Raw genomic sequence first — 17760 nt, forward strand, 5'->3', positions numbered from 1 at the left:
GTGCAAATGGTCAAACCACAGACGCTGTCCAGCCTGGCACTGGCAACCTTGCTGGCCAGCCAGGCCGCGCCGGCCGTTGAGCTGTACGCCGACGAGGACAGCCACCTGAACGCCGACATGCTGGCGGTATGGGGCATGTTCAATAGCCGCAAGAACTACGACGGCACCACGGGCGGCTCGACCTGGCGCGAAGGCTTCATCAAGTATGGCCTCAGCGGTGACCAGGGCCTGGCCGGCAACGGCACGCTGTATGGCAGCCTGAACTGGGTAAGCTCGGCCACCTGGGGCGACGGCGATGCGGCCGGCAATACCGATGGTTCGGAACGCACCACCAAGATCGAGGACGCCTTCCTGGGTTGGCGCTCAGGCGATCTGTTCCCGGTACTGGGCAAGGATGGCGTGGACCTTTCCGCAGGCCGCCAGACCATTCGCCTGGGCAGTGGTTTCCTGATCAACGACGACGGCCCGAACCTCGGTAATGGCGTGGCCGACGGCGCCCTCGATCGGGGTGGCGCCTACTATCTGGCCGCCCGCCATGCCTTCGACCGCACCGCCATGCTGCGCCTGGGCGGCAGCGATGGCCTGCATGGCAGCCTGCTGTGGCTGAAATCCGACAACCGCGCCCAGGCCGAAACCGAACTGGCCGCTGGCACGCTGGACTACACCCACGCCCTGGGCACTTTGGGGCTGACCTGGATTCACGGCATCGACGTCGCCGACCAGTGGGCCAGCGAGTTCCAGAAAGCCCGCGAAGGCATGGACGTGTACAGCGTGCGCGGCGAAGGCAGCGCCGGCATCGACAATGCCAGCTTTGCCTTTGAATACGCTTGGCAGGACAAGACCGACGGCCCCGAGCAAGCCTGGTACCTGCAGGCCGGCTACACCTTCGCCGACCTGCCCTGGGCACCGTCGATCACCTACCGCTACACCCGCTACTCAGCCGGCTGGGACTCGCTGTTCAGCGGTTTGTCCTCCGGTTATGGCACCTGGTTCCAGGGCGAAGTCGCCGCCAACTACGCCGGCCCGTTCAACAGCAATACCGGCATCCACCATGTGGGCGTGAAGGCGACGCCGTTGGAAAACCTCACGGTTGGCGCGCTGTACTTCGATTTCGACACCGTACGCACCCGCGATAGCCTCAACCTCGATGCCAGGGAGCTGGACCTGTATGTGGAATGGGCAGTCAACGACCACCTGATCATCAGCCCGCTGGTGGGCCTGTACCAGCCACGCAAGGATGAAAGCAACGGTGGCAATCAGGTCGGCGGCAACGGCACCAACGTGTACAGCCAGCTGACCGTGGCCGTGCCGTTCTAAAGCAACCACTAAAGGCTTTCGGAATACCCGTGGGGCGGGCATGCCCGCGAAGAAGGCGACTCGGTGTATGGCACCGGCTTTGCCGGTGTTCGCGGGCATGCCCGCTCCCACAGGGATGGGTGACTGACCTCCAGAAGCGTTTGACCTTCTCTGATTGGGCAAATAAGATTCGCCAACCTACCGATCGGTAGGCAAAAAAACAGACAGAGAAGACCATGCACGCAGATCCCTCTCCCCCAATACGTTTCAGCTTCGCCCTGGGCCTCGGCCTGATTGGCGCACTCGGCCCTTCCGCCGTCGACATGTACCTGTCGAGCCTGCCGGAAATCGCCAGCCACTATCAGGCCAGTTTCACGCGTGTGCAGCTGACGCTGACCTTCTTCCTGCTGGCCATGGGCGCCGGCCAGCTGATCTTCGGCCCCATCGTCGACGCCTATGGCCGGCGCAAACCGCTGCTGGCCGGCCTGCTGCTGTTCATCCTCTGCTCACTCGGCGCAGCCGCGGCCCCCAGCCTCGACACCCTGATCATGCTGCGCTTCTTCCAGGGGCTGGGCAGCGCGCTGACCCTGGTCGTGATCATGAGCATGGTGCGTGATGTGAGCCAGGGCGTTGCCGCGACCAAACTGTTCGCCCTGCTGATGACCATCGAAGGTGTGGCACCGATCCTGGCACCGGCCCTGGGCGGCGTGATCGACGCGCATTTCGGCTGGCGCGCGGTGATGTTGGTACTCGCCGGCATGGGGCTGGCGGTGCTGCTCAACAGCCTGCTGAACCTGCCGGAAACCCTGCCCCCGGGCAAACGCGAACCGCTGCGCCTGGGCCACGCCTGCCGTACCTACCTGGCCATTCTGGCCGACCGCCGCTTCCTGCGCCCGACCCTGGCAGTGGCCGCGGTGTTCTTCTTCCTGTTCGCCTACATCGGCGGTGCCACCCTGGTGTACCAGGCCCACTACGGCCTGAGCGCCCAGGCCTTCGGCCTGCTGTTCGGCGCTACCGGGGTATCGATCCTGTTTGGCGCCATGGCCGCCAGCCGCCTGATCAGCCGCCTGGGCTTGAATACCCTGACCCGCCTGGGCGTGCTATGCATGGCTGGCGGCGCCTGCATCAGCCTGCTCGGTGCGCTGACCGGCCTGGGGCTGCCGGGTGTGGCTGGCGGCATGGTGGTGGCGCTGTTCGGCCTGGGCATAGCCGAATCGACGCTGATGTCGCTGGTCATGGCCTCGCAAGACAAGGCGCTGGGCTCCACCGCAGCGCTGCTGGGCGCTATTCAGCTGTCTGCATCTGCCGGCGCAGCCCCGTTGGCCGCCGTGGTGCTCGACCACGGCCCGACCGCCTGGGCCGCGCTGCTGGCCCTGTGCACCTTGGTGGTGTGCCTGCTGACCGCTCTCAGCCTGCGCGATACCCCCGCCAGCTTCTCGCTCGCTGGCCATTGAAGCCCTGGCACTGACGGTCAACTCGGCTGGCAGGCAGGCACAAGACGACCTACCAGTCGTTAGCGAAACTGGCTGCCTCGATACCAACAATAAATCCGATGGCAGCCAGCCCTGCGAGACCCGCTATGACCCTCGATACCAGAATTGACTTCATCTACCTGTCCGAGCAGGACATGATCCGCGCCGGCGTCACCGACATGCCCGCCTGTGTCGACACCATGGAAGAGATGTTCGGCTTGCTGTACCAGGGCGACTACCGCATGGCCGGCCCGAACAGCGACTCGCACGGTGCGATGATCACCTTCCCCGAGCACTCGCCCTTCCCCAATATGCCCAAGCCCACCGCCGACCGGCGCATGATGGCGATGCCAGCCTACCTCGGCGGCAACTTCCAGACCGCCGGCGCCAAGTGGTACGGCTCGAACATCGCCAACCGCGAGAAAGGCCTGCCCCGCTCGATCCTGATGTTCACCCTCAACGATGCCGACACTGGCGCGCCACTGGCGCACATGTCGGCCAACCTGCTGTCGGCCTACCGTACCGGCGCCATCCCAGGCGTAGGTGCCCGCCACCTGGCGCGCAAGGACGCCAAGGTCATCGGCCTGGCCGGCCCGGGGGTGATGGGCAAAACCACGGTCGCCGCGTTCATGGCTGTCTGCCCACTGATCGACACCATCAAGATCAAGGGCCGCGGCCAGAAAAACCTGGATGCCTTCGTCGCCTGGGTCAAAGCCAGCTTCCCGCAAATCGTCAACGTGCAGGTGGTTGAAACCCTGGAAGAGGTGGTACGCGGCTCCGACCTGGTCACCTACTGCAGCTCGGGCGAAGTGGGCGACCCCAGCCAGTACCCCCTGGTGCGTCGCGAATGGGTCAAGCCTGGCGCATTCCTGGCGATGCCAGCCCCGTGCAGCATCGATGCCGGCATGGAGCAGGACGACGTCCGCAAGGTGGTCGACAACACCGGCCTTTACGAGGCCTGGTTCGAAGAACTGCCCAAGCCTGCGCATAACCACGTGCCGCTGGTAGGCGTGCGTTTCATGGACATGATTCACGAAGGCAAGCTGGCCGCCGAGCAGGTGGAAGACATCGGCAAGATCATCAGCGGCGACGCACCAGGGCGTCTGCATGACGACGAAATCATCCTGATGTCGGTAGGCGGCATGCCTGTCGAGGATGTGGCCTGGGGCACCGTGGTGTACCGCAAGGCGCTGGAGCAAGGCATCGGCGTGAAGCTCAACCTTTGGGAAACCCCCGTTCTCAGCTGATTCACCCATTACCGGACAACGAGGCAAAACCCATGACACAGATCACCAAACTGAAAACCGGCTCCAAATTCGAAGACATGGCCAGCTACTCCCGCCTGGTGGCGGTGGACAACTGGATTCACGTTTCCAACACCGCCGGGCGCAACCCGCAGACCCAGCTGATCCCGGAGGACGTGATCGAACAGACCCACCAGGTGTTCGCCAATATCGAAACCGCCTTGGCCGCGGTCGATGCCAGCCTGGCCGACGTCATCAATTCGCGGGTATTCATTCAGGACCCGGCCGATGTGCCGCAGGTCATGGACGTGATCGGCCAGAAGTTCCGCGGCATCGACCCGGCCACCACGGTCACCTGCCCGCCGTTGGGCTCCACCGTGTACAAGGTTGAGCTGGAAGTCACTGCCTACCGCGGTGCGGGGCAAGCGCAAGTGACCCTGATCCGCCTTGGCCAGTAAAACCGCTGGCTGCCGCTGAGCACTCCTCTGCCCGAACCACAATGAGTAAAGCCATGTCTCCCACGATCGCCCCCGTGCAAACCAGCACCCGCCACCCCGCCGCCACGACTGTGGTAATCATCGGTGGCGGCATCATCGGCCTGACTGCCGCACTGACGCTCGCCGAGCGCAACATACCGGTGGTGGTGCTGGAAAAGGGGCGCATCGCTGGCGAGCAGTCGTCGCGCAACCTGGGCTGGGTGCGCAAGACCAACCGTCACGCCCACGACATCCCCCTGGCACTGGCGGCCGACCGGCTGTGGGCCGAGATGCCAGCGCGCGTAGGCAGCGACGTTGGCTATCGCCAGGCGGGCATCATGTTCATCGGCCGCAACGACACGCAGATGGGCATGCATGAAGGCTGGCTTAAAAGTGTCGAGGCGCTGGGCCTGGATTCGCGCCTGCTGAGCGCGCGTGAAATCGCCCAGAAAGTGCCGGGTGGTCGGGCGGATTGGGCAGGCGGCATCTTCACACCCTCCGATGCCCGCGCAGAACCGACGCTGGCCGCCAGCGCCATCGCCGGTGCGGCCATTGCCAAAGGCGCGGTGGTGGTGGAGAACTGCGCGGTGCGTACGCTGGTCACCGCAACCGGCCGTATCAGCGGGGTGGTCACCGAGCAAGGCGAAATCCGCTGCGACCAGGTATTGCTGGCCGGTGGCCTATGGTCGCGCAAGTTCCTCGGCAACCTGGGCATCAACCTGCCGACCTTGCCGCTGACCTGTTCCGTGCTGCGCACCGAGCCAATGGACGGGCCTACCGATATCGCCGTCGGCGCACCGGACTTTTCGTTTCGCAAGCACAAGGACGGCGGTTACATCATCACCCAGCGCGGCGCACTGGATGCTTTCCTCACCCTCGACCACCTGCTGCTGGGCAAGCGTTACCTGCCCCAGCTGCGTGCGCAGCGGGACTTTTTGCGCATCAGCTTTGGCAAATACTTCTTCAAGGACCTGGCCCTGGCCCGGCGTTGGAAAGCCACGGATGTGACCCCTTTCGAGCGCGTAAGGGTACAAGACCCACACGCCAACCCAGCACTCAACGACGAGGCCATGCGCAACCTCAAAGCGGCCTGGCCGGTATTCGAACAGGCACGCATCGCCAGCGCCTGGGCTGGCACGATTGACGTCACCCCCGACTCCAACCCGGTAATCGGCCCGGTGGCCAGCATCCCAGGCCTGACCCTGGCCACCGGTTTTTCCGGGCATGGCTTCGGCACCTCGCCCGCTGCCGGCCAGTTGGCGGCGGACCTGGTATCCCAGGCCACACCACTGATTGACCCGAGCCCATACCGCTTCGAGCGCTTTGCCTGATCTAACAGGCCAGGGGCCATTGCTGTCAGCGAGCCGACTGCCTCAAGGGTTGGTCGGCATCGCAAACGCCGCCCCGTTGAGCGATGCCTGAGATGCCCGCAAAGCTACCTGAACTGATACGCCAACCCCGCCCCCGCATACCACGATCGCCCAGGCGCTGCCTCGTAATAACGCCCGTTGCTGTCGCCAACGATCACCGACCCCACATACTGCCGGTCGAACAGGTTGTCCAAACGCACCAGTTGATGGAACGTCCAGGGCCCAACGTGCTGTTCGAAACGCGTCCGCCAGTTGAATACGGCATACGCAGGTGCCGGTTTGGCGTTGTTGCTGTCGTCCACATACACCTTGCTGCGGTATTGCCCTTCTACCCCCATGCTGACCGACGGAACGGGTTTCCACACCAGCTCGCCATACAGGTTGTCGAGCGGCACACCCGGCAGCCGGTTGCCACGTTCGATGGCCGAACTGACATCTTCGGCATAGCGCGCATCGGTGCGGGTGTACACCACCGTGGTCTGCCATTGCTCGCCCAGGTCACTCTGCAGGCTCGCCTCGAAACCGCGTCTTGTCGTGCGCCCTGCATTGCGATAACTGGTGCGGCCAGCCGTAGCGTTGGCAACGACGATTTCGTCATCGGTTTGAATTTCATACACCGCCGCATTCAAGCGCGTGCGTTCGCCCAGGCGATACTTCACACCCACTTCATACTGCATGCTGGTGGCAGGTTTGAGCCCGAAGTTGAAACGTTCGACCTCGCCCGGCGCATAGGCCATTTCGGCCTGCGTGGGGGTTTCGAAACCTTTACCAACGCTTGCGTAGCCGCGCAGGTCGGGGGTGAACGCATACATCACCGACAGCGACGGGGTGGCCTGCTGGTACGTCTTCGAACCACTCGAATCACCGTTGGCCAGGTAATGGTCATCGACGCGCATTTTCATGGTGCTGTAGCGCAGCCCCAGTTCGCTGGTCCAGTTGCCGATTTCCCAGTGCGCCTGCAGGTAGGGGTCCAGGCTGGTGGCCGTGTCCTGCTCGTCGCGGCGCAGTTCGCCCTTGACGCCCAACTGGTCGCCGTTGAAGTTCTGGTAGCCGCGGCGGTCATCCGTGCTCTGGTCGTAATCGGCGCCGACGGTGAACGTGAGGTTACCGGGCACCTCGACAACCGGCTGGATCCAGCGCAGGGTGCCGCCGTGGAATTCGCGGTCGAAGTCAACGACTCCGCCACCACGCTGCACGTTTGAAGGTGCTTTTTCTGATATGGACAGGTACTGCACAACACTGCGTCGCCCCGCGTACAGGTTGAACTGCAATGTGGCATCACCGAAATAGCGCTCGTAGTTCATGCCCAGCTGTTGATGATCGATGCTTTTACGCGTGTTGTATTTCTCTGCCTCGACCGCGGTAGAACGAGGGTCGTGCTTGTAGGCATCCCACTTCTGCCCCAGCGGGTCCTGCGTGTCGTTCTGCTCCAGGCTGCTGTAGATCAGCGCCATGCGCGAGTCGTCGTCGGGCTTGAAATTGACCTTGGCGAACGTCTGGTCGCGGCGTGCGGCACTGTGGTCGCGGTAACCATCGGTGTCCATGCGCGAGGCATCCAGCACGAAACCGGCGTTGTCGTTACCGCCCTCGGCGGACAGGTGATTCTTGTTGAAGCCGTCACTGCCGAAACTGGTTTCAGCGCCAACGCGGGCCGGGCCCTGCCCGTCGCGGGTGAACATCTGGATCACGCCACCGGCGTTGCTGCCATACAACGTCGCAGCCGGGCCACGCAGCACCTCGATGCGCTCGGCCACGTCCAGGTTCAGCGTGGCTGCCTGCCCTTGCCCGTCGGGGGTACTGGCAGGAATACCATCGCTCAGCAACTTGATACCGCGCACACCGAACGCTGAACGGGCACCGTAGCCCCGTGAGGAAATCTGCAGGTCCTGGGCATAGTTCTGCCGGTTCTGCACCACCAGGCCGGGCACCTTGCTCAGCACTTCCGACAGGTTGACGCCAAGCTGGCCATCAGTGCCGTGGGACAGGTCAACGGTATCGACCGAAAACGGCAGGTCAAAGCTACTGGTGGGCGCGTAGGCGCCGGTAACCACCAGCGGATCCATGACGACAACATCGGGCGAATGGGCCCTGGCAACGCTATTGGCGCTCATGCCACCTGCAAACAGCAGGGCCAGGCTTGTAGATGAGGGAACACGAAAAAGAAATCGATACATGCGCAGCTTCCGGAAATTGCCGGTATTACACCAGACCAGCAGCGCCAGCGCGAACGCCATGACGGGCTAACGCTGGATTTCCTCTGGCAAGCTGTTGCGATTTTACTTACAGTGAAATACTGTATGCACATACAGCAAAATAAGGAATTCCCTGTGTCCAGCACCGCCTCTGCCACCCCGAGCAGCTATGAACAGCTGGGTGTACGCATCCAGAAGATCATCAACAGCCCCACCGCCCAGCGCAGCCGTGCGGCGCTGATCTTCCGCCTGGAACAGGAAAGCCCGGATGACTGGGAGACGCTGCTCGAGGAAATCGCCGAGAACGACAACGTCACCCTCGCTCACCGGGACGATGGCGGCGTGCAGATTTTCTGGACCGTGCCGAAGGAAGACTGACCACGCATGAGAGTTTCGCTTTTCGCTGCAACCTGCCTGCTGCTGACCGCCCCCTTTGTTCAAGCCGACGCCCCGCGTACCTTCCAGGAGGCCAAGAAGGTCGCCTGGAAGCTGTATGCGCCGCAATCGACCGAGTTTTATTGCGGTTGCAAATACAAGGGCAACAAGGTCGACCTGGCGTCCTGTGGCTATGCCCCGCGCAAGAATGCCCTGCGCGCCTCGCGCATCGAATGGGAGCACATCGTACCGGCATGGCAGATCGGCCATCAGCGCCAGTGCTGGCAGGCCGGCGGGCGCAAGCAGTGCGCGCAGCATGACGACGTGTACAAGCGCGCCGAAGCTGACCTGCACAACCTGGTGCCCAGCATCGGCGAGGTCAACGGCGACCGCAGCAATTTCAGTTTCGGCTGGCTGCCCGAACAACGCGGGCAGTACGGCCGTTGCCTGACCCAGGTCGACTTCAAGGCCAAGAAGGTGATGCCGCGCCCTTCGATCCGCGGCATGATCGCGCGCACCTACTTCTACATGAGCCAGCAGTACAACCTGCGGTTGTCCAGCCAGGACCGCCAGCTGTTCGAGGCCTGGAACAAGACCTACCCGCCGCAAGCCTGGGAGCAGCAACGCAACCAGCGAGTGGCCTGCGTGATGGGGCGGGGCAACGCGTTTGTCGGGCCGGTCAACCTCAAGGCCTGTGGCTGAGCCTCACACCAGCGCCTGCAAGTAGGCGCTGGCTTCCCGATAGCGGGCCAGCCGCGCCAGGTCAGCGGGGCTTGGGCAGGGAATGCGTGAGAGGTCACTGTTGTCGGCCAGGTCGGCCAACTTGACGGTGCGCGCCAGCGGGTCATCGCCCAGGCGCACCACGAAGTCCTGGTAGGCCTCGCCCTCGCGGCGGCTTAGCGCCAGCAACGCGGCAAGGATTTTCAGCGCGAAGCCCTCGCGCGCCAGGTCGGACAGGGTCAGCGGGGTATCTTCGATCACATCGTGAAGCACCGCGACAATCCGTTGCTCGGGCGTGGCAACCCGCATCATCACGCGTAACGGGTGGAGGATATAAGCCGCCCCACCCTTGTCGTACTGCCCTTCATGCGCCCTGGCGGCCACGGCAATGGCCCGCTCCAGTGTAGACATGAGGCCCTCCCCGTCTGGCATCTCCCAACCCAAGCATAGCCAAACTTGTGTGAACAATGTCTAGTACAGGCCAGGCCGCCAACACTTCGGCATAGGCTTAGCGTGCTGCGCCGTGCTGAATGACCACCGAATCGGTACCCAGCTTGGCCATCACCTCGTCCCGGCGCGCCTGGGCCTCTTCGCGGGTCGGGAACGGCCCCATCAGCACCACCGGCTTGCCGTCGCGGTACTCCACCGAAGATGGGATGCCCTTCTCGATCAGCCGTGCGGTCATGTCGCTCAGCGCGCCCATGTTGGCGCCCTGCACCACTTCCACATCCCAACCCTGGGGCGCCGGCTGGTCGGCGAGCGCTTCGGCACGTCGCTGCAGGTCGGCACCGCCGCAAAGCTCGCGGATACGCAGGTTGTTGCCGGTGTCGTCGACGATGATGTCGTACTGGCCATCGCGCTTGATCGCCACATAGCTGCGATAGGCTTCGTATTGCCCGGCATCGTCCTTGCCGCGGACCTGGCCGCAAATGGTGCCCTGGGTGTCGATCCGTACGTTGCCGAACTTGGCAGTCTTGGGGTTGTGCAAGTGTTCGGCCACCTGCTTGTGCACGCCTTCGACCTCGTTCTCACAGCCCGCCAGGGCGAGCACTGCCATTACCACAGCCAGTTTGCGCACGCGTGTACCTCCAGATTCGAAGGGGCGGATTCTAGCATGGCGGGCCATACCCGAACCGCGACCAAACGTTACACGCTGCTTCGTGCGCAAATGAAAAAAGGGCGATCATTGCTGATCGCCCTTTTTCGATTTGGTAGGCACAATTGGACTCGAACCAACGACCCCCACCATGTCAAGGTGGTGCTCTAACCAACTGAGCTATGTGCCTGTCGTGTGGTGCGCATATTAGTGATCGAATGCGTACCTGTAAAGCTTTTTTTTGATAAAAATCAAAAACTTTCGGGGTTCGTGCACGAGGAGTCTATTTGCGACTCGGGCCGGTCGCGAGCCCAATGAAAAAAGGGGTGACCCTTGCGGATCACCCCTTCTTCGATTTGGTAGGCACAATTGGACTCGAACCAACGACCCCCACCATGTCAAGGTGGTGCTCTAACCAACTGAGCTATGTGCCTGTCGTGTGGTGCGCATTCTACGCATTCCAAAAACCCTGTCAACACTTTTTTTCGCGCTAAGCTACTGAATCTTAAACTCTTTATATAAGGACGGCCGACAAGCGCCCCGTAAAGGATTTTCACCAGACGACTAGCGGGTGTTTATTATTATTGATAGCATCGGTACATTCGTTAAAAATATAAAACACGAGGTTCCTGCAGCATGGCTAACACCCCCTACCCCCAGTCCTACTACGCCGCCTCGGCCAACCCGGTGCCGCCACGTCCGGCGCTGCAGGGTGAGGTGGAAACCGATGTATGCATCATCGGCGCCGGCTACACCGGCCTGTCCAGCGCCCTGTTCCTGCTCGAGAACGGCTTCAAGGTGAGCATCGTCGAAGCGGCCAAGGTCGGCTTCGGCGCGTCGGGCCGCAACGGCGGCCAGATCGTCAACAGCTATAGCCGCGACATCGACGTCATCGAACGCACCGTTGGCCCCAAGCAGGCGCAACTGCTGGGCCATATGGCCTTCGAAGGCGGCCGCATCATTCGTGAGCGCGTGGCCAAATACAACATCCAGTGCGACCTGAAAGACGGTGGCGTGTTCGCCGCCATCACCAGCAAGCAGATGGGCCACCTGGAGTCGCAAAAGCGCCTATGGGAACGTTTTGGCCACAATCAGCTGGAGCTGATGGACCAGAAGCGCATCCGCGAAGTGGTTGCCTGTGACAGTTACGTCGGCGGCATGCTCGACATGAGCGGCGGCCACATCCACCCATTGAACCTGGCCTTGGGCGAAGCGGCTGCAGTCGAGTCGCTGGGTGGCATCATCTATGAACAAACCCCGGCGGTACGCATCGAACGTGGTGCCAACCCGGTCGTTCACACCCCGCAGGGCAAAGTCCGCGCCAAGTTCATCATCGTTGCCGGCAACGCCTACCTGGGCAACCTGGTGCCAGAGCTGGCCGCCAAGTCCATGCCATGCGGCACCCAGGTGATCACCACCGAGCCGCTGGGCGAAGAACTGGCACGCACCCTGCTGCCGCAGGACTACTGCGTCGAGGACTGCAACTACCTGCTGGACTACTACCGCCTGACCAGCGACAAGCGCCTGATCTTCGGCGGTGGCGTGGTGTACGGCGCGCGTGACCCGGCCAACATCGAGGCGATCATCCGTCCGAAGATGCTCAAGGCCTTCCCGCAGCTGAAGAACGTGAAGATCGATTACGCCTGGACCGGCAACTTCCTGCTGACCCTGTCGCGCCTGCCACAGGTTGGCCGTATCGGCGACAACATCTATTACTCGCAGGGTTGCTCGGGCCACGGCGTGACCTACACCCACCTGGCGGGCAAGGTACTGGCCGAAGCCCTGCGCGGCCAGGCGGAGCGTTTCGACGCCTTCGCCGGCCTGCCGCACTACCCGTTCCCGGGTGGCCAGATGCTGCGCGTGCCGTTCAGCGCCATCGGTGCCTGGTACTACAGCCTGCGCGATCGTCTGGGCTTCTGATGTAAACAGGCCTGACCCTATCGCCGGCAAGCCTGCCCCCACAGGAACCGCACCATTTTCGAATGTGCAATTTCTGTGGGGCAGGCTTGTCGGCGATAGGGCCGGTTCAGGCCATATCATTTGTTCAGGCTATTCACCGCCTGTTTCGCTGCAACTTCCTGCCCCGCCTTGGCCAGCTCATCGGCAGCCATCAACCAGCGCTGGCGATCCACCTGGGCCGGCAATTGTCGCGGTGGCTGCACCAGCACCGCCCAGCTCCCCTGCTTCGCCCACGCCGAGGCAAACTCATCGAATGCCATCACCTGCCGCCGGTGCATGCCCGAGCGCAACAACACCCGCTGCTTGTAACGGTCATAACCGATCAGCACCGCATAACGCGGCTCACCCCACCAGGCCGAACCTTCCTCGTAACGCAGCAGCACTGGGTTGCCCGCCGCCACTTGGGTCAACAGCGCGTCCAGTTGTTTGTCCAGCGGGTACACCACCATGCCGTAGTCCCGCGCCACGCGGGGGATACCGGTATCCAGCGCTTCGGCGCCCTGGGGCAGGTTCAACGGTTTGTCCAGAAGCCCCGGTGTGATCGGAGCCCCCTGTTGCGACAGCACGGCCGCCAGTGCCATAGCCCCGCTGTGGTTGGCGTTGCCACGGTAGAACGGCACGCTGCTGATCTCCACTCGCTGAGGCAAGCCCTTGAGGTTGGCAGGCGGTGCGCTGGCACAACCGGCCAGGGTGGCAGCCATCAGACAGGCGGCCAGCAGCCGTCGGTAGGCGGTTTTGACGGAATGTTGCTCCATGGACACTCGCTTGTTCCAACGCCAGGCAGGCAGCGCCCGGCTCTGGCCACCGATCATAGGTCCGACAGCGGCGCGGGTATAGTCCGACAACGGCTTAGAGCGAATCGGCCCCAGAGATAGACCTTTGTTCGATGGAACGTCACAGGCGAAGGGCTAGACTAAAGCAGTGTCTGGAAGGCAAGCGCTGGCCAATCGAAGGCTTGCCGTAGAGATGGAGGCACAGATGAGCCTGACCATGGCAATTCTCATGCTGGTAGGCATGTGGCTAAGCGTTGCAGCCGCCATGCTGTGGGGTGTACTGCGCATTGTGCGGCGTCATGCACAACATCACCACCTGCCACCGCAGCCCCTGGCCAAGCCACAGCCAATAAGGCGGGCGCGGCGGCATGCCGGGGTGCACTGACCTCAAAATTTACTAAAGCCCATTCGCGGGCTTGCCGGCGAATGGGGCGCAATGCGCCCCGCTTTTATATCAACCTTCAGCTGCCTCACGCTTCAAACGCGCCCGACGCGCCAGGATGTTGAGGATCTCGATAGCCGTCGAGAACGCCATGGCGGCATACACATAACCCTTCGGTACATGAGCGCCAAACCCTTCGGCGATCAGCGTCATACCGATCATGATCAGGAAGCCCAGGGCCAGCATCACGACGGTCGGGTTGTCGTTGATGAAGTTGGCCAGCGGGTCGGCGGCCACCATCATTACGATCACCGCAGTGATCACGGCAATGATCATGATCGGCAGGTGCTCGGTCATACCCACGGCGGTGATGATGCTGTCGACCGAGAAAACGATGTCCAGCAGCAGGATCTGGAAGATTGCCGCAGCAAAGCCCAGGGTAACGGTCGAGCCAACCTTGGCTTCTTCCTTGGCACCGTGCGGGTCGACGCTTTCGTGAATCTCCTTGGTCGCCTTCCACAGCAGGAACAGGCCACCGGCAATCAGGATCACATCCTTCCACGAGAAGGCGTTGCCGAACACTTCGAACACCGGGTCGGTCAACTGGACGATCCAGGCCACCGTGCTGAGCAAGGCCAGGCGCATGACCAAGGCCATGCTGATACCGATACGCCGTGCCTTGGAGCGGTACTCCACCGGCAGCTTGTTGGTCAGGATCGAGATGAAGATCAGGTTGTCGATACCCAGTACAACTTCCATGGCCACCAGCGTAGCCAGGGCAACCCAGGCGGTAGGGCTAGCGGCGAGTTCCAGCAAATATTCCATTGTTCAGATCCTGCAGCGGCGGTTGGGGTCAAATGTCCTGGGTTTGTTCTTTTTTCTCGGCATCCTTGGGCTTCTGCCCTTCGCTGCCGATGGCATCGCTCAACGCCTGCTGGGCAGCCTTGTTGGTATCGTCGATGGCCTGCTTGGCCGACTGCGCGGCCTGGTCGAGCATCTGCTGGGCAGATTTCTCGGCCTGGTCGCAACCTGCCAGGGTGAACAGGGCCAAGGCCAGCACCAACGGGGTGCCGATGGATTTGAGTTGCAGCATGGTGTCCTCGCTTGAAAATTCCGGCGGCGCATGGCGCCTGATGCCGTGCATTCTAGAGACGCCGATAGTTCAGTAAAATTCGTATTTTCATGACGTATACTTCGGTTTTTACGAATCGGGACGACCAACGGTGCTCAATTATCGCCAGCTGCATTACTTCTGGGCCGTGGCCAAGACTGGCAGCATCACCCGTGCCAGCCAACAGCTGAACCTCACACCGCAAACCATCAGCGGGCAGATCACCCTGTTCGAGCAAACCTACGGCCTGGAACTGTTCCAGCGCGCCGGACGCCAGCTTGAGCTGACCGAAACCGGCCGCCAGGCGCTGGTGTACGCCGAGCAGATGTTCCAGATCGGCGGCGAGCTGGAAGCCCTGCTGCGGGCCGGCCCCCAAGAGCAGATCCTGTTCCGCGTTGGGGTAGCCGACGTGGTCCCCAAATCCATCGTCTACCGCTTGCTGGCACCGACCATGGAACTGGACGAGGTGCTGCGCATCAACTGCCGCGAAGACAAACTTGAACGGCTGCTGGCAGACCTGGCCATCCAGCGCCTGGACCTTGTGATTTCCGACAGCCCCATGCCCAGCCACCTGGACATCAAAGGTTACAGCCAGAAGCTCGGCGAATGCGGGCTGAGCTTTTTCGCCACCCCTGCACTGGCGCAACGGCTGGACGGCCCTTTTCCGGCCTGCTTGCAGGATGCGCCGCTGCTTGTTCCAGGCCAGGAAACCGTGGTGCGCAGCCGCCTGCTGCGGTGGCTGGGCGAACAGCAGGTGCAGCCTCGGATCGTGGGGGAGTTCGATGACAGTGCCTTGATGCAGGCGTTCGGGCAGTCGGGTAGCGGCATTTTCGTTGCCCCCAGCGTTATCGCCGAGGAGGTGTGCCGCCAGTATGGCGTGCAGTTGATCGGCCAGACCGAAGCCGTACACGAGTCGTTCTATGCCATTTCGGTGGAGCGCAAGGTCAAGCACCCAGGGATCGTGGCGATTACCGAGGGGGCGCGGCGGGAGTTGTTTCATTGGTGAGGCGCTCGGAGCAGCCCTACAAGCCGCTATGGTAAAGTCCGCCCTTTCCAGATTCCGAGATACCGCTGCACATGACCCCCCTCCTCCGTTTCCTCAACCGCACCAGCCTGGTCACGCAGATCGTCATCGGTTTGCTCGCCGGCATCGCCCTTGCCCTGCTGGCACCTGCCATCGCCCGCGACCTGGCTTTCCTCGGCAAGGTATTCGTCAGCGCCCTGAAAGCGGTTGCGCCCGTGCTGGTGTTCATCCTGGTCATGGCTTCGATCGCCAACCATCGTCACGGCCAGGAAACCCACATTCGCCCGATCCTCTGGTTGTACCTGCTGGGCACCTTTGCCGCAGCGGTGGTGGCCGTGGTCGCCAGCATGCTGTTCCCGTCGCACCTGGTGCTGAGCACGGGCGAGGCCACGCTGAGCGCACCAGGCGGCATTACCGAGGTGATGCAGAACCTGGTGCTGAGCGCGGTCGACAACCCGGTCAATGCCCTGCTCAACGCCAACTTCATCGGCATACTCACCTGGGCCATCGGCCTGGGCGTGGCCCTGCGTCATGCCGGCGAAACCACCCGTACCGTAGTAGACGACCTGTCCAATGGCGTGACCTTGATCGTGCGCATGGTCATCCGTTTCGCCCCGCTGGGCATCTTTGGGCTGGTCAGCTCCACGCTGGCCCAGTCAGGCCTGAACGCGCTGCTCGGCTACCTGCACCTGCTGGCGGTACTGATCGGCTGCATGCTGTTCGTGGCGCTGGTGATGAACCCACTCATCGTGTTCTGGAAGATCCGCCGCAACCCTTACCCACTGACGCTGCTGTGCCTGCGCGAAAGCGGCATTACCGCATTCTTCACCCGCAGCTCGGCCGCCAACATTCCGGTCAACCTGGCATTGTCGGAACGCCTTGGCCTGCATGAAGACACCTATTCGGTGTCGATCCCGCTGGGCGCGACCATCAACATGGCCGGTGCGGCGATCACCATTACCGTACTGACGCTGGCCGCCGTGCATACCTTGGGCATCCCGGTGGACCTGCCAACTGCCGTGCTGCTCAGCGTGGTGGCGGCGGTGTGCGCCTGCGGTGCCTCGGGCGTGGCTGGGGGCTCGCTGCTACTGATTCCACTGGCATGCAGCCTGTTTGGCATCCCCAGCGAAATTGCCATGCAGGTGGTGGCGGTAGGCTTCATTATCGGCGTGCTGCAGGATTCGGCCGAAACGGCGCTGAATTCTTCGACCGATGTGCTGTTCACTGCGGCGGCCTGCCTGGCCGAAGAGCGGCGCAACCCTTGAGATTGCCTGGGCCGCTGTGCGGCCCCAATTGCCTTACACGTTGGCATTACCTACCCTAGTGGCCTTTCCTCAGCAACGAGACAGGGCCATGTCAGAACACGAAACCGCAGGTGAAGGCCGCTTCAACAGCATCGAGATCCGCGTTCTCGGCTCGCTGATCGAAAAGCAGGCCACCAGCCCGGAAAGCTACCCGCTGACCCTCAATGCCCTGGTCCTGGCCTGCAACCAGAAGACCAGCCGCGAACCTGTGATGAACCTCACCCAAGGCCAGGTTGGCCAAGCCCTGCGTGCGCTTGAAGGGCAGGACCTGACCCGCTTGCAGATGGGCAGCCGTGCCGACCGCTGGGAACAGCGGGTAGACAAGGCACTGGAGCTGGTGCCCGCACAGCTGGTACTGATGGGCCTGATGTTCCTGCGCGGCCCGCAAACGCTCAACGAACTGCTGACCCGCAGCAACCGCCTGCACGACTTCGACGACACCGAGCAGATTCAGCATCAGCTGGAGCGCCTGATCTCGCGGGACCTGGCCTTGCACCTGCCGCGTCAGGCCGGCCAGCGTGAGGACCGCTACACCCACGCCTTGGGCGACCCGGCGGAAATCGAGGCGATCCTCGCTGCACGCCAGCAGGAAGGTGGCGCACGCAGCAGTGGCGCCAGTGTGTCGGAAGAACGCATCGAAGCCCTCGAAGCACGCATTGCAGCGCTGGAAGCACGGCTGGCCGAGCTGGAAGGCTGAGCCTTCACGGCTCGGGGTCGGGGAAGTTGCGGCAGCTCTTGCGCTCGGCCAGCTCCCGGTCACTGGGGCGCTGGTCGACGAACACGGTGCGCCCGTCGGCGTAGATTTCCAGGTAGCCCCAGTGCAGGTCCTGCTCTTTCTGCCCGGGCTTGGGGGGGACTAGCCACCAGGGTTCGCGGCTGATCAGGGTCATGTTCAAGCTCCTGAGGGTGTCTGCACTAATCATAGACACCCTCAGTTTCTGCTTTGCTTGTGCCGGCCCTTTCGCG

19 protein-coding genes and 2 tRNA genes are annotated in these 17760 nt (G+C 62.6%); 12 read left to right on the top strand and 9 right to left on the bottom strand.

Annotated elements, in window-relative coordinates:
* Window positions 1-6 precede the first annotated feature (6 nt).
* From DM807_RS22310 to DM807_RS22330, 5 genes are all read left to right on the top strand, one after another.
* Complete coding sequence (locus DM807_RS22310) at window positions 7-1317, top strand: alginate export family protein (protein WP_012273126.1); 1311 nt, start codon at window positions 7-9, stop codon at window positions 1315-1317.
* A 215-nt stretch (window positions 1318-1532) separates the two neighbouring features.
* Window positions 1533-2750, top strand: a complete 1218-nt coding sequence (locus DM807_RS22315; RefSeq protein WP_060492729.1) for a multidrug effflux MFS transporter — start codon at window positions 1533-1535, stop codon at window positions 2748-2750.
* 125 nt (window positions 2751-2875) lie between these two features.
* Window positions 2876-4015, top strand: a complete 1140-nt coding sequence (locus DM807_RS22320; RefSeq protein WP_012273128.1) for an ornithine cyclodeaminase family protein — start codon at window positions 2876-2878, stop codon at window positions 4013-4015.
* A gap of 32 nt (window positions 4016-4047) precedes the next feature.
* A complete protein-coding gene (locus DM807_RS22325; RefSeq protein WP_012273129.1) occupies window positions 4048-4470 on the top strand; it encodes a RidA family protein in 423 nt (140 codons plus the stop codon).
* 53 nt (window positions 4471-4523) lie between these two features.
* Window positions 4524-5819, top strand: a complete 1296-nt coding sequence (locus DM807_RS22330) for an NAD(P)/FAD-dependent oxidoreductase (protein WP_060515107.1) — start codon at window positions 4524-4526, stop codon at window positions 5817-5819.
* 104 nt (window positions 5820-5923) lie between these two features.
* Here DM807_RS22330 and DM807_RS22335 read toward each other — a convergent pair whose 3' ends face one another.
* A complete protein-coding gene (locus tag DM807_RS22335) occupies window positions 5924-7969 on the bottom strand; it encodes a TonB-dependent receptor family protein (RefSeq protein ID WP_179027937.1) in 2046 nt (681 codons plus the stop codon).
* Between the two features lie 216 nt (window positions 7970-8185).
* Between DM807_RS22335 and DM807_RS22340 the strand changes: the two genes are divergently transcribed.
* Entirely contained in the window at window positions 8186-8428 is a 243-nt protein-coding gene (locus DM807_RS22340) for a DUF1654 domain-containing protein (protein WP_012273132.1), read from the top strand.
* Between the two features lie 6 nt (window positions 8429-8434).
* Window positions 8435-9127, top strand: coding sequence for an endonuclease (locus tag DM807_RS22345; protein ID WP_179027938.1), 693 nt, complete (start codon window positions 8435-8437; stop codon window positions 9125-9127).
* Between the two features lie 3 nt (window positions 9128-9130).
* Here DM807_RS22345 and DM807_RS22350 read toward each other — a convergent pair whose 3' ends face one another.
* The 4 genes from DM807_RS22350 to DM807_RS22365 all read right to left on the bottom strand — a co-directional run bounded on the left by DM807_RS22350 (window position 9131) and on the right by DM807_RS22365 (window position 10675).
* Window positions 9131-9556 (bottom strand): hypothetical protein, encoded by a 426-nt coding sequence (locus DM807_RS22350; RefSeq protein ID WP_012273134.1) that lies wholly within the window; start codon window positions 9554-9556, stop codon window positions 9131-9133.
* 97 nt (window positions 9557-9653) lie between these two features.
* The gene (locus tag DM807_RS22355) at window positions 9654-10223 is read right to left on the bottom strand and encodes an SPOR domain-containing protein (RefSeq protein ID WP_003250559.1); all 570 of its coding nucleotides are present in this window, start codon (window positions 10221-10223) and stop codon (window positions 9654-9656) included.
* 131 nt (window positions 10224-10354) lie between these two features.
* Window positions 10355-10431, bottom strand: a tRNA-Val gene (locus DM807_RS22360).
* A 167-nt stretch (window positions 10432-10598) separates the two neighbouring features.
* Window positions 10599-10675 (bottom strand) — tRNA-Val (locus DM807_RS22365).
* A gap of 202 nt (window positions 10676-10877) precedes the next feature.
* Between DM807_RS22365 and DM807_RS22370 the strand changes: the two genes are divergently transcribed.
* Complete coding sequence (locus DM807_RS22370) at window positions 10878-12161, top strand: NAD(P)/FAD-dependent oxidoreductase (protein WP_012273135.1); 1284 nt, start codon at window positions 10878-10880, stop codon at window positions 12159-12161.
* Window positions 12162-12277: 116 nt separating this feature from the next.
* On the opposite strand, the gene DM807_RS22375 is transcribed toward DM807_RS22370, so the two are convergent.
* Window positions 12278-13012, bottom strand: a complete 735-nt coding sequence (locus DM807_RS22375; protein WP_060492733.1) for a peptidase C39 family protein — start codon at window positions 13010-13012, stop codon at window positions 12278-12280.
* A 166-nt stretch (window positions 13013-13178) separates the two neighbouring features.
* Between DM807_RS22375 and DM807_RS22380 the strand changes: the two genes are divergently transcribed.
* The gene (locus tag DM807_RS22380; protein WP_012273137.1) at window positions 13179-13358 is read left to right on the top strand and encodes a hypothetical protein; all 180 of its coding nucleotides are present in this window, start codon (window positions 13179-13181) and stop codon (window positions 13356-13358) included.
* Window positions 13359-13427: 69 nt separating this feature from the next.
* On the opposite strand, the gene DM807_RS22385 is transcribed toward DM807_RS22380, so the two are convergent.
* Both DM807_RS22385 and DM807_RS22390 read right to left on the bottom strand, forming a co-directional pair.
* On the bottom strand, window positions 13428-14180 hold the full coding sequence (locus DM807_RS22385) for a TerC family protein (protein WP_060492734.1): 753 nt from the start codon (window positions 14178-14180) through the stop codon (window positions 13428-13430).
* Window positions 14181-14208: 28 nt separating this feature from the next.
* Window positions 14209-14448 carry a hypothetical protein gene (locus DM807_RS22390; protein WP_012273139.1) on the bottom strand — a complete coding sequence of 80 codons (240 nt, stop codon included), beginning with the start codon at window positions 14446-14448 and terminating at the stop codon, window positions 14209-14211.
* 130 nt (window positions 14449-14578) lie between these two features.
* On the opposite strand from DM807_RS22390, the gene nhaR reads away from it, so the two are divergent.
* The 3 genes from nhaR to DM807_RS22405 all read left to right on the top strand — a co-directional run bounded on the left by nhaR (window position 14579) and on the right by DM807_RS22405 (window position 17491).
* The gene (gene nhaR / locus DM807_RS22395; RefSeq protein ID WP_012273140.1) at window positions 14579-15472 is read left to right on the top strand and encodes a transcriptional activator NhaR; all 894 of its coding nucleotides are present in this window, start codon (window positions 14579-14581) and stop codon (window positions 15470-15472) included.
* A 71-nt stretch (window positions 15473-15543) separates the two neighbouring features.
* Entirely contained in the window at window positions 15544-16755 is a 1212-nt protein-coding gene (gene sstT, locus DM807_RS22400) for a serine/threonine transporter SstT (RefSeq protein ID WP_060492735.1), read from the top strand.
* Window positions 16756-16843: 88 nt separating this feature from the next.
* Window positions 16844-17491: a YceH family protein gene (locus tag DM807_RS22405; protein ID WP_012273142.1), complete on the top strand. Its 648-nt coding sequence runs from the start codon at window positions 16844-16846 to the stop codon at window positions 17489-17491.
* Between the two features lie 4 nt (window positions 17492-17495).
* Here DM807_RS22405 and DM807_RS22410 read toward each other — a convergent pair whose 3' ends face one another.
* Window positions 17496-17684 carry a hypothetical protein gene (locus DM807_RS22410; RefSeq protein ID WP_041166543.1) on the bottom strand — a complete coding sequence of 63 codons (189 nt, stop codon included), beginning with the start codon at window positions 17682-17684 and terminating at the stop codon, window positions 17496-17498.
* Window positions 17685-17760: the final 76 nt, after the last annotated feature.

Origin of the sequence: Pseudomonas hunanensis (assembly GCF_013393325.1) — a bacterium.
Lineage (GTDB): Bacteria > Pseudomonadota > Gammaproteobacteria > Pseudomonadales > Pseudomonadaceae > Aquipseudomonas > Aquipseudomonas putida_P.

What these genes read in the sequence shown, in the direction of transcription:
- DM807_RS22370 (WP_012273135.1), top strand. Translation starts at nt 10,878, where the DNA reads ATGGCTAACACCCCCTACCCCCAGTCCTACTACGCCGCCTCGGCCAAC.
- DM807_RS22315 (WP_060492729.1), top strand. Translation starts at nt 1,533, where the DNA reads ATGCACGCAGATCCCTCTCCCCCAATACGTTTCAGCTTCGCCCTGGGC.
- DM807_RS22390 (WP_012273139.1), bottom strand. Translation starts at nt 14,448, where the DNA reads ATGCTGCAACTCAAATCCATCGGCACCCCGTTGGTGCTGGCCTTGGCC.
- DM807_RS22335 (WP_179027937.1), bottom strand. Translation starts at nt 7,969, where the DNA reads ATGAGCGCCAATAGCGTTGCCAGGGCCCATTCGCCCGATGTTGTCGTC.
- DM807_RS22385 (WP_060492734.1), bottom strand. Translation starts at nt 14,180, where the DNA reads ATGGAATATTTGCTGGAACTCGCCGCTAGCCCTACCGCCTGGGTTGCC.
- DM807_RS22410 (WP_041166543.1), bottom strand. Translation starts at nt 17,684, where the DNA reads ATGACCCTGATCAGCCGCGAACCCTGGTGGCTAGTCCCCCCCAAGCCC.
- DM807_RS22330 (WP_060515107.1), top strand. Translation starts at nt 4,524, where the DNA reads ATGTCTCCCACGATCGCCCCCGTGCAAACCAGCACCCGCCACCCCGCC.
- DM807_RS22380 (WP_012273137.1), top strand. Translation starts at nt 13,179, where the DNA reads ATGAGCCTGACCATGGCAATTCTCATGCTGGTAGGCATGTGGCTAAGC.
- DM807_RS22375 (WP_060492733.1), bottom strand. Translation starts at nt 13,012, where the DNA reads ATGATCGGTGGCCAGAGCCGGGCGCTGCCTGCCTGGCGTTGGAACAAG.
- DM807_RS22325 (WP_012273129.1), top strand. Translation starts at nt 4,048, where the DNA reads ATGACACAGATCACCAAACTGAAAACCGGCTCCAAATTCGAAGACATG.
- DM807_RS22350 (WP_012273134.1), bottom strand. Translation starts at nt 9,556, where the DNA reads ATGTCTACACTGGAGCGGGCCATTGCCGTGGCCGCCAGGGCGCATGAA.
- DM807_RS22310 (WP_012273126.1), top strand. Translation starts at nt 7, where the DNA reads ATGGTCAAACCACAGACGCTGTCCAGCCTGGCACTGGCAACCTTGCTG.
- DM807_RS22405 (WP_012273142.1), top strand. Translation starts at nt 16,844, where the DNA reads ATGTCAGAACACGAAACCGCAGGTGAAGGCCGCTTCAACAGCATCGAG.
- sstT (WP_060492735.1), top strand. Translation starts at nt 15,544, where the DNA reads ATGACCCCCCTCCTCCGTTTCCTCAACCGCACCAGCCTGGTCACGCAG.
- DM807_RS22320 (WP_012273128.1), top strand. Translation starts at nt 2,876, where the DNA reads ATGACCCTCGATACCAGAATTGACTTCATCTACCTGTCCGAGCAGGAC.
- DM807_RS22345 (WP_179027938.1), top strand. Translation starts at nt 8,435, where the DNA reads ATGAGAGTTTCGCTTTTCGCTGCAACCTGCCTGCTGCTGACCGCCCCC.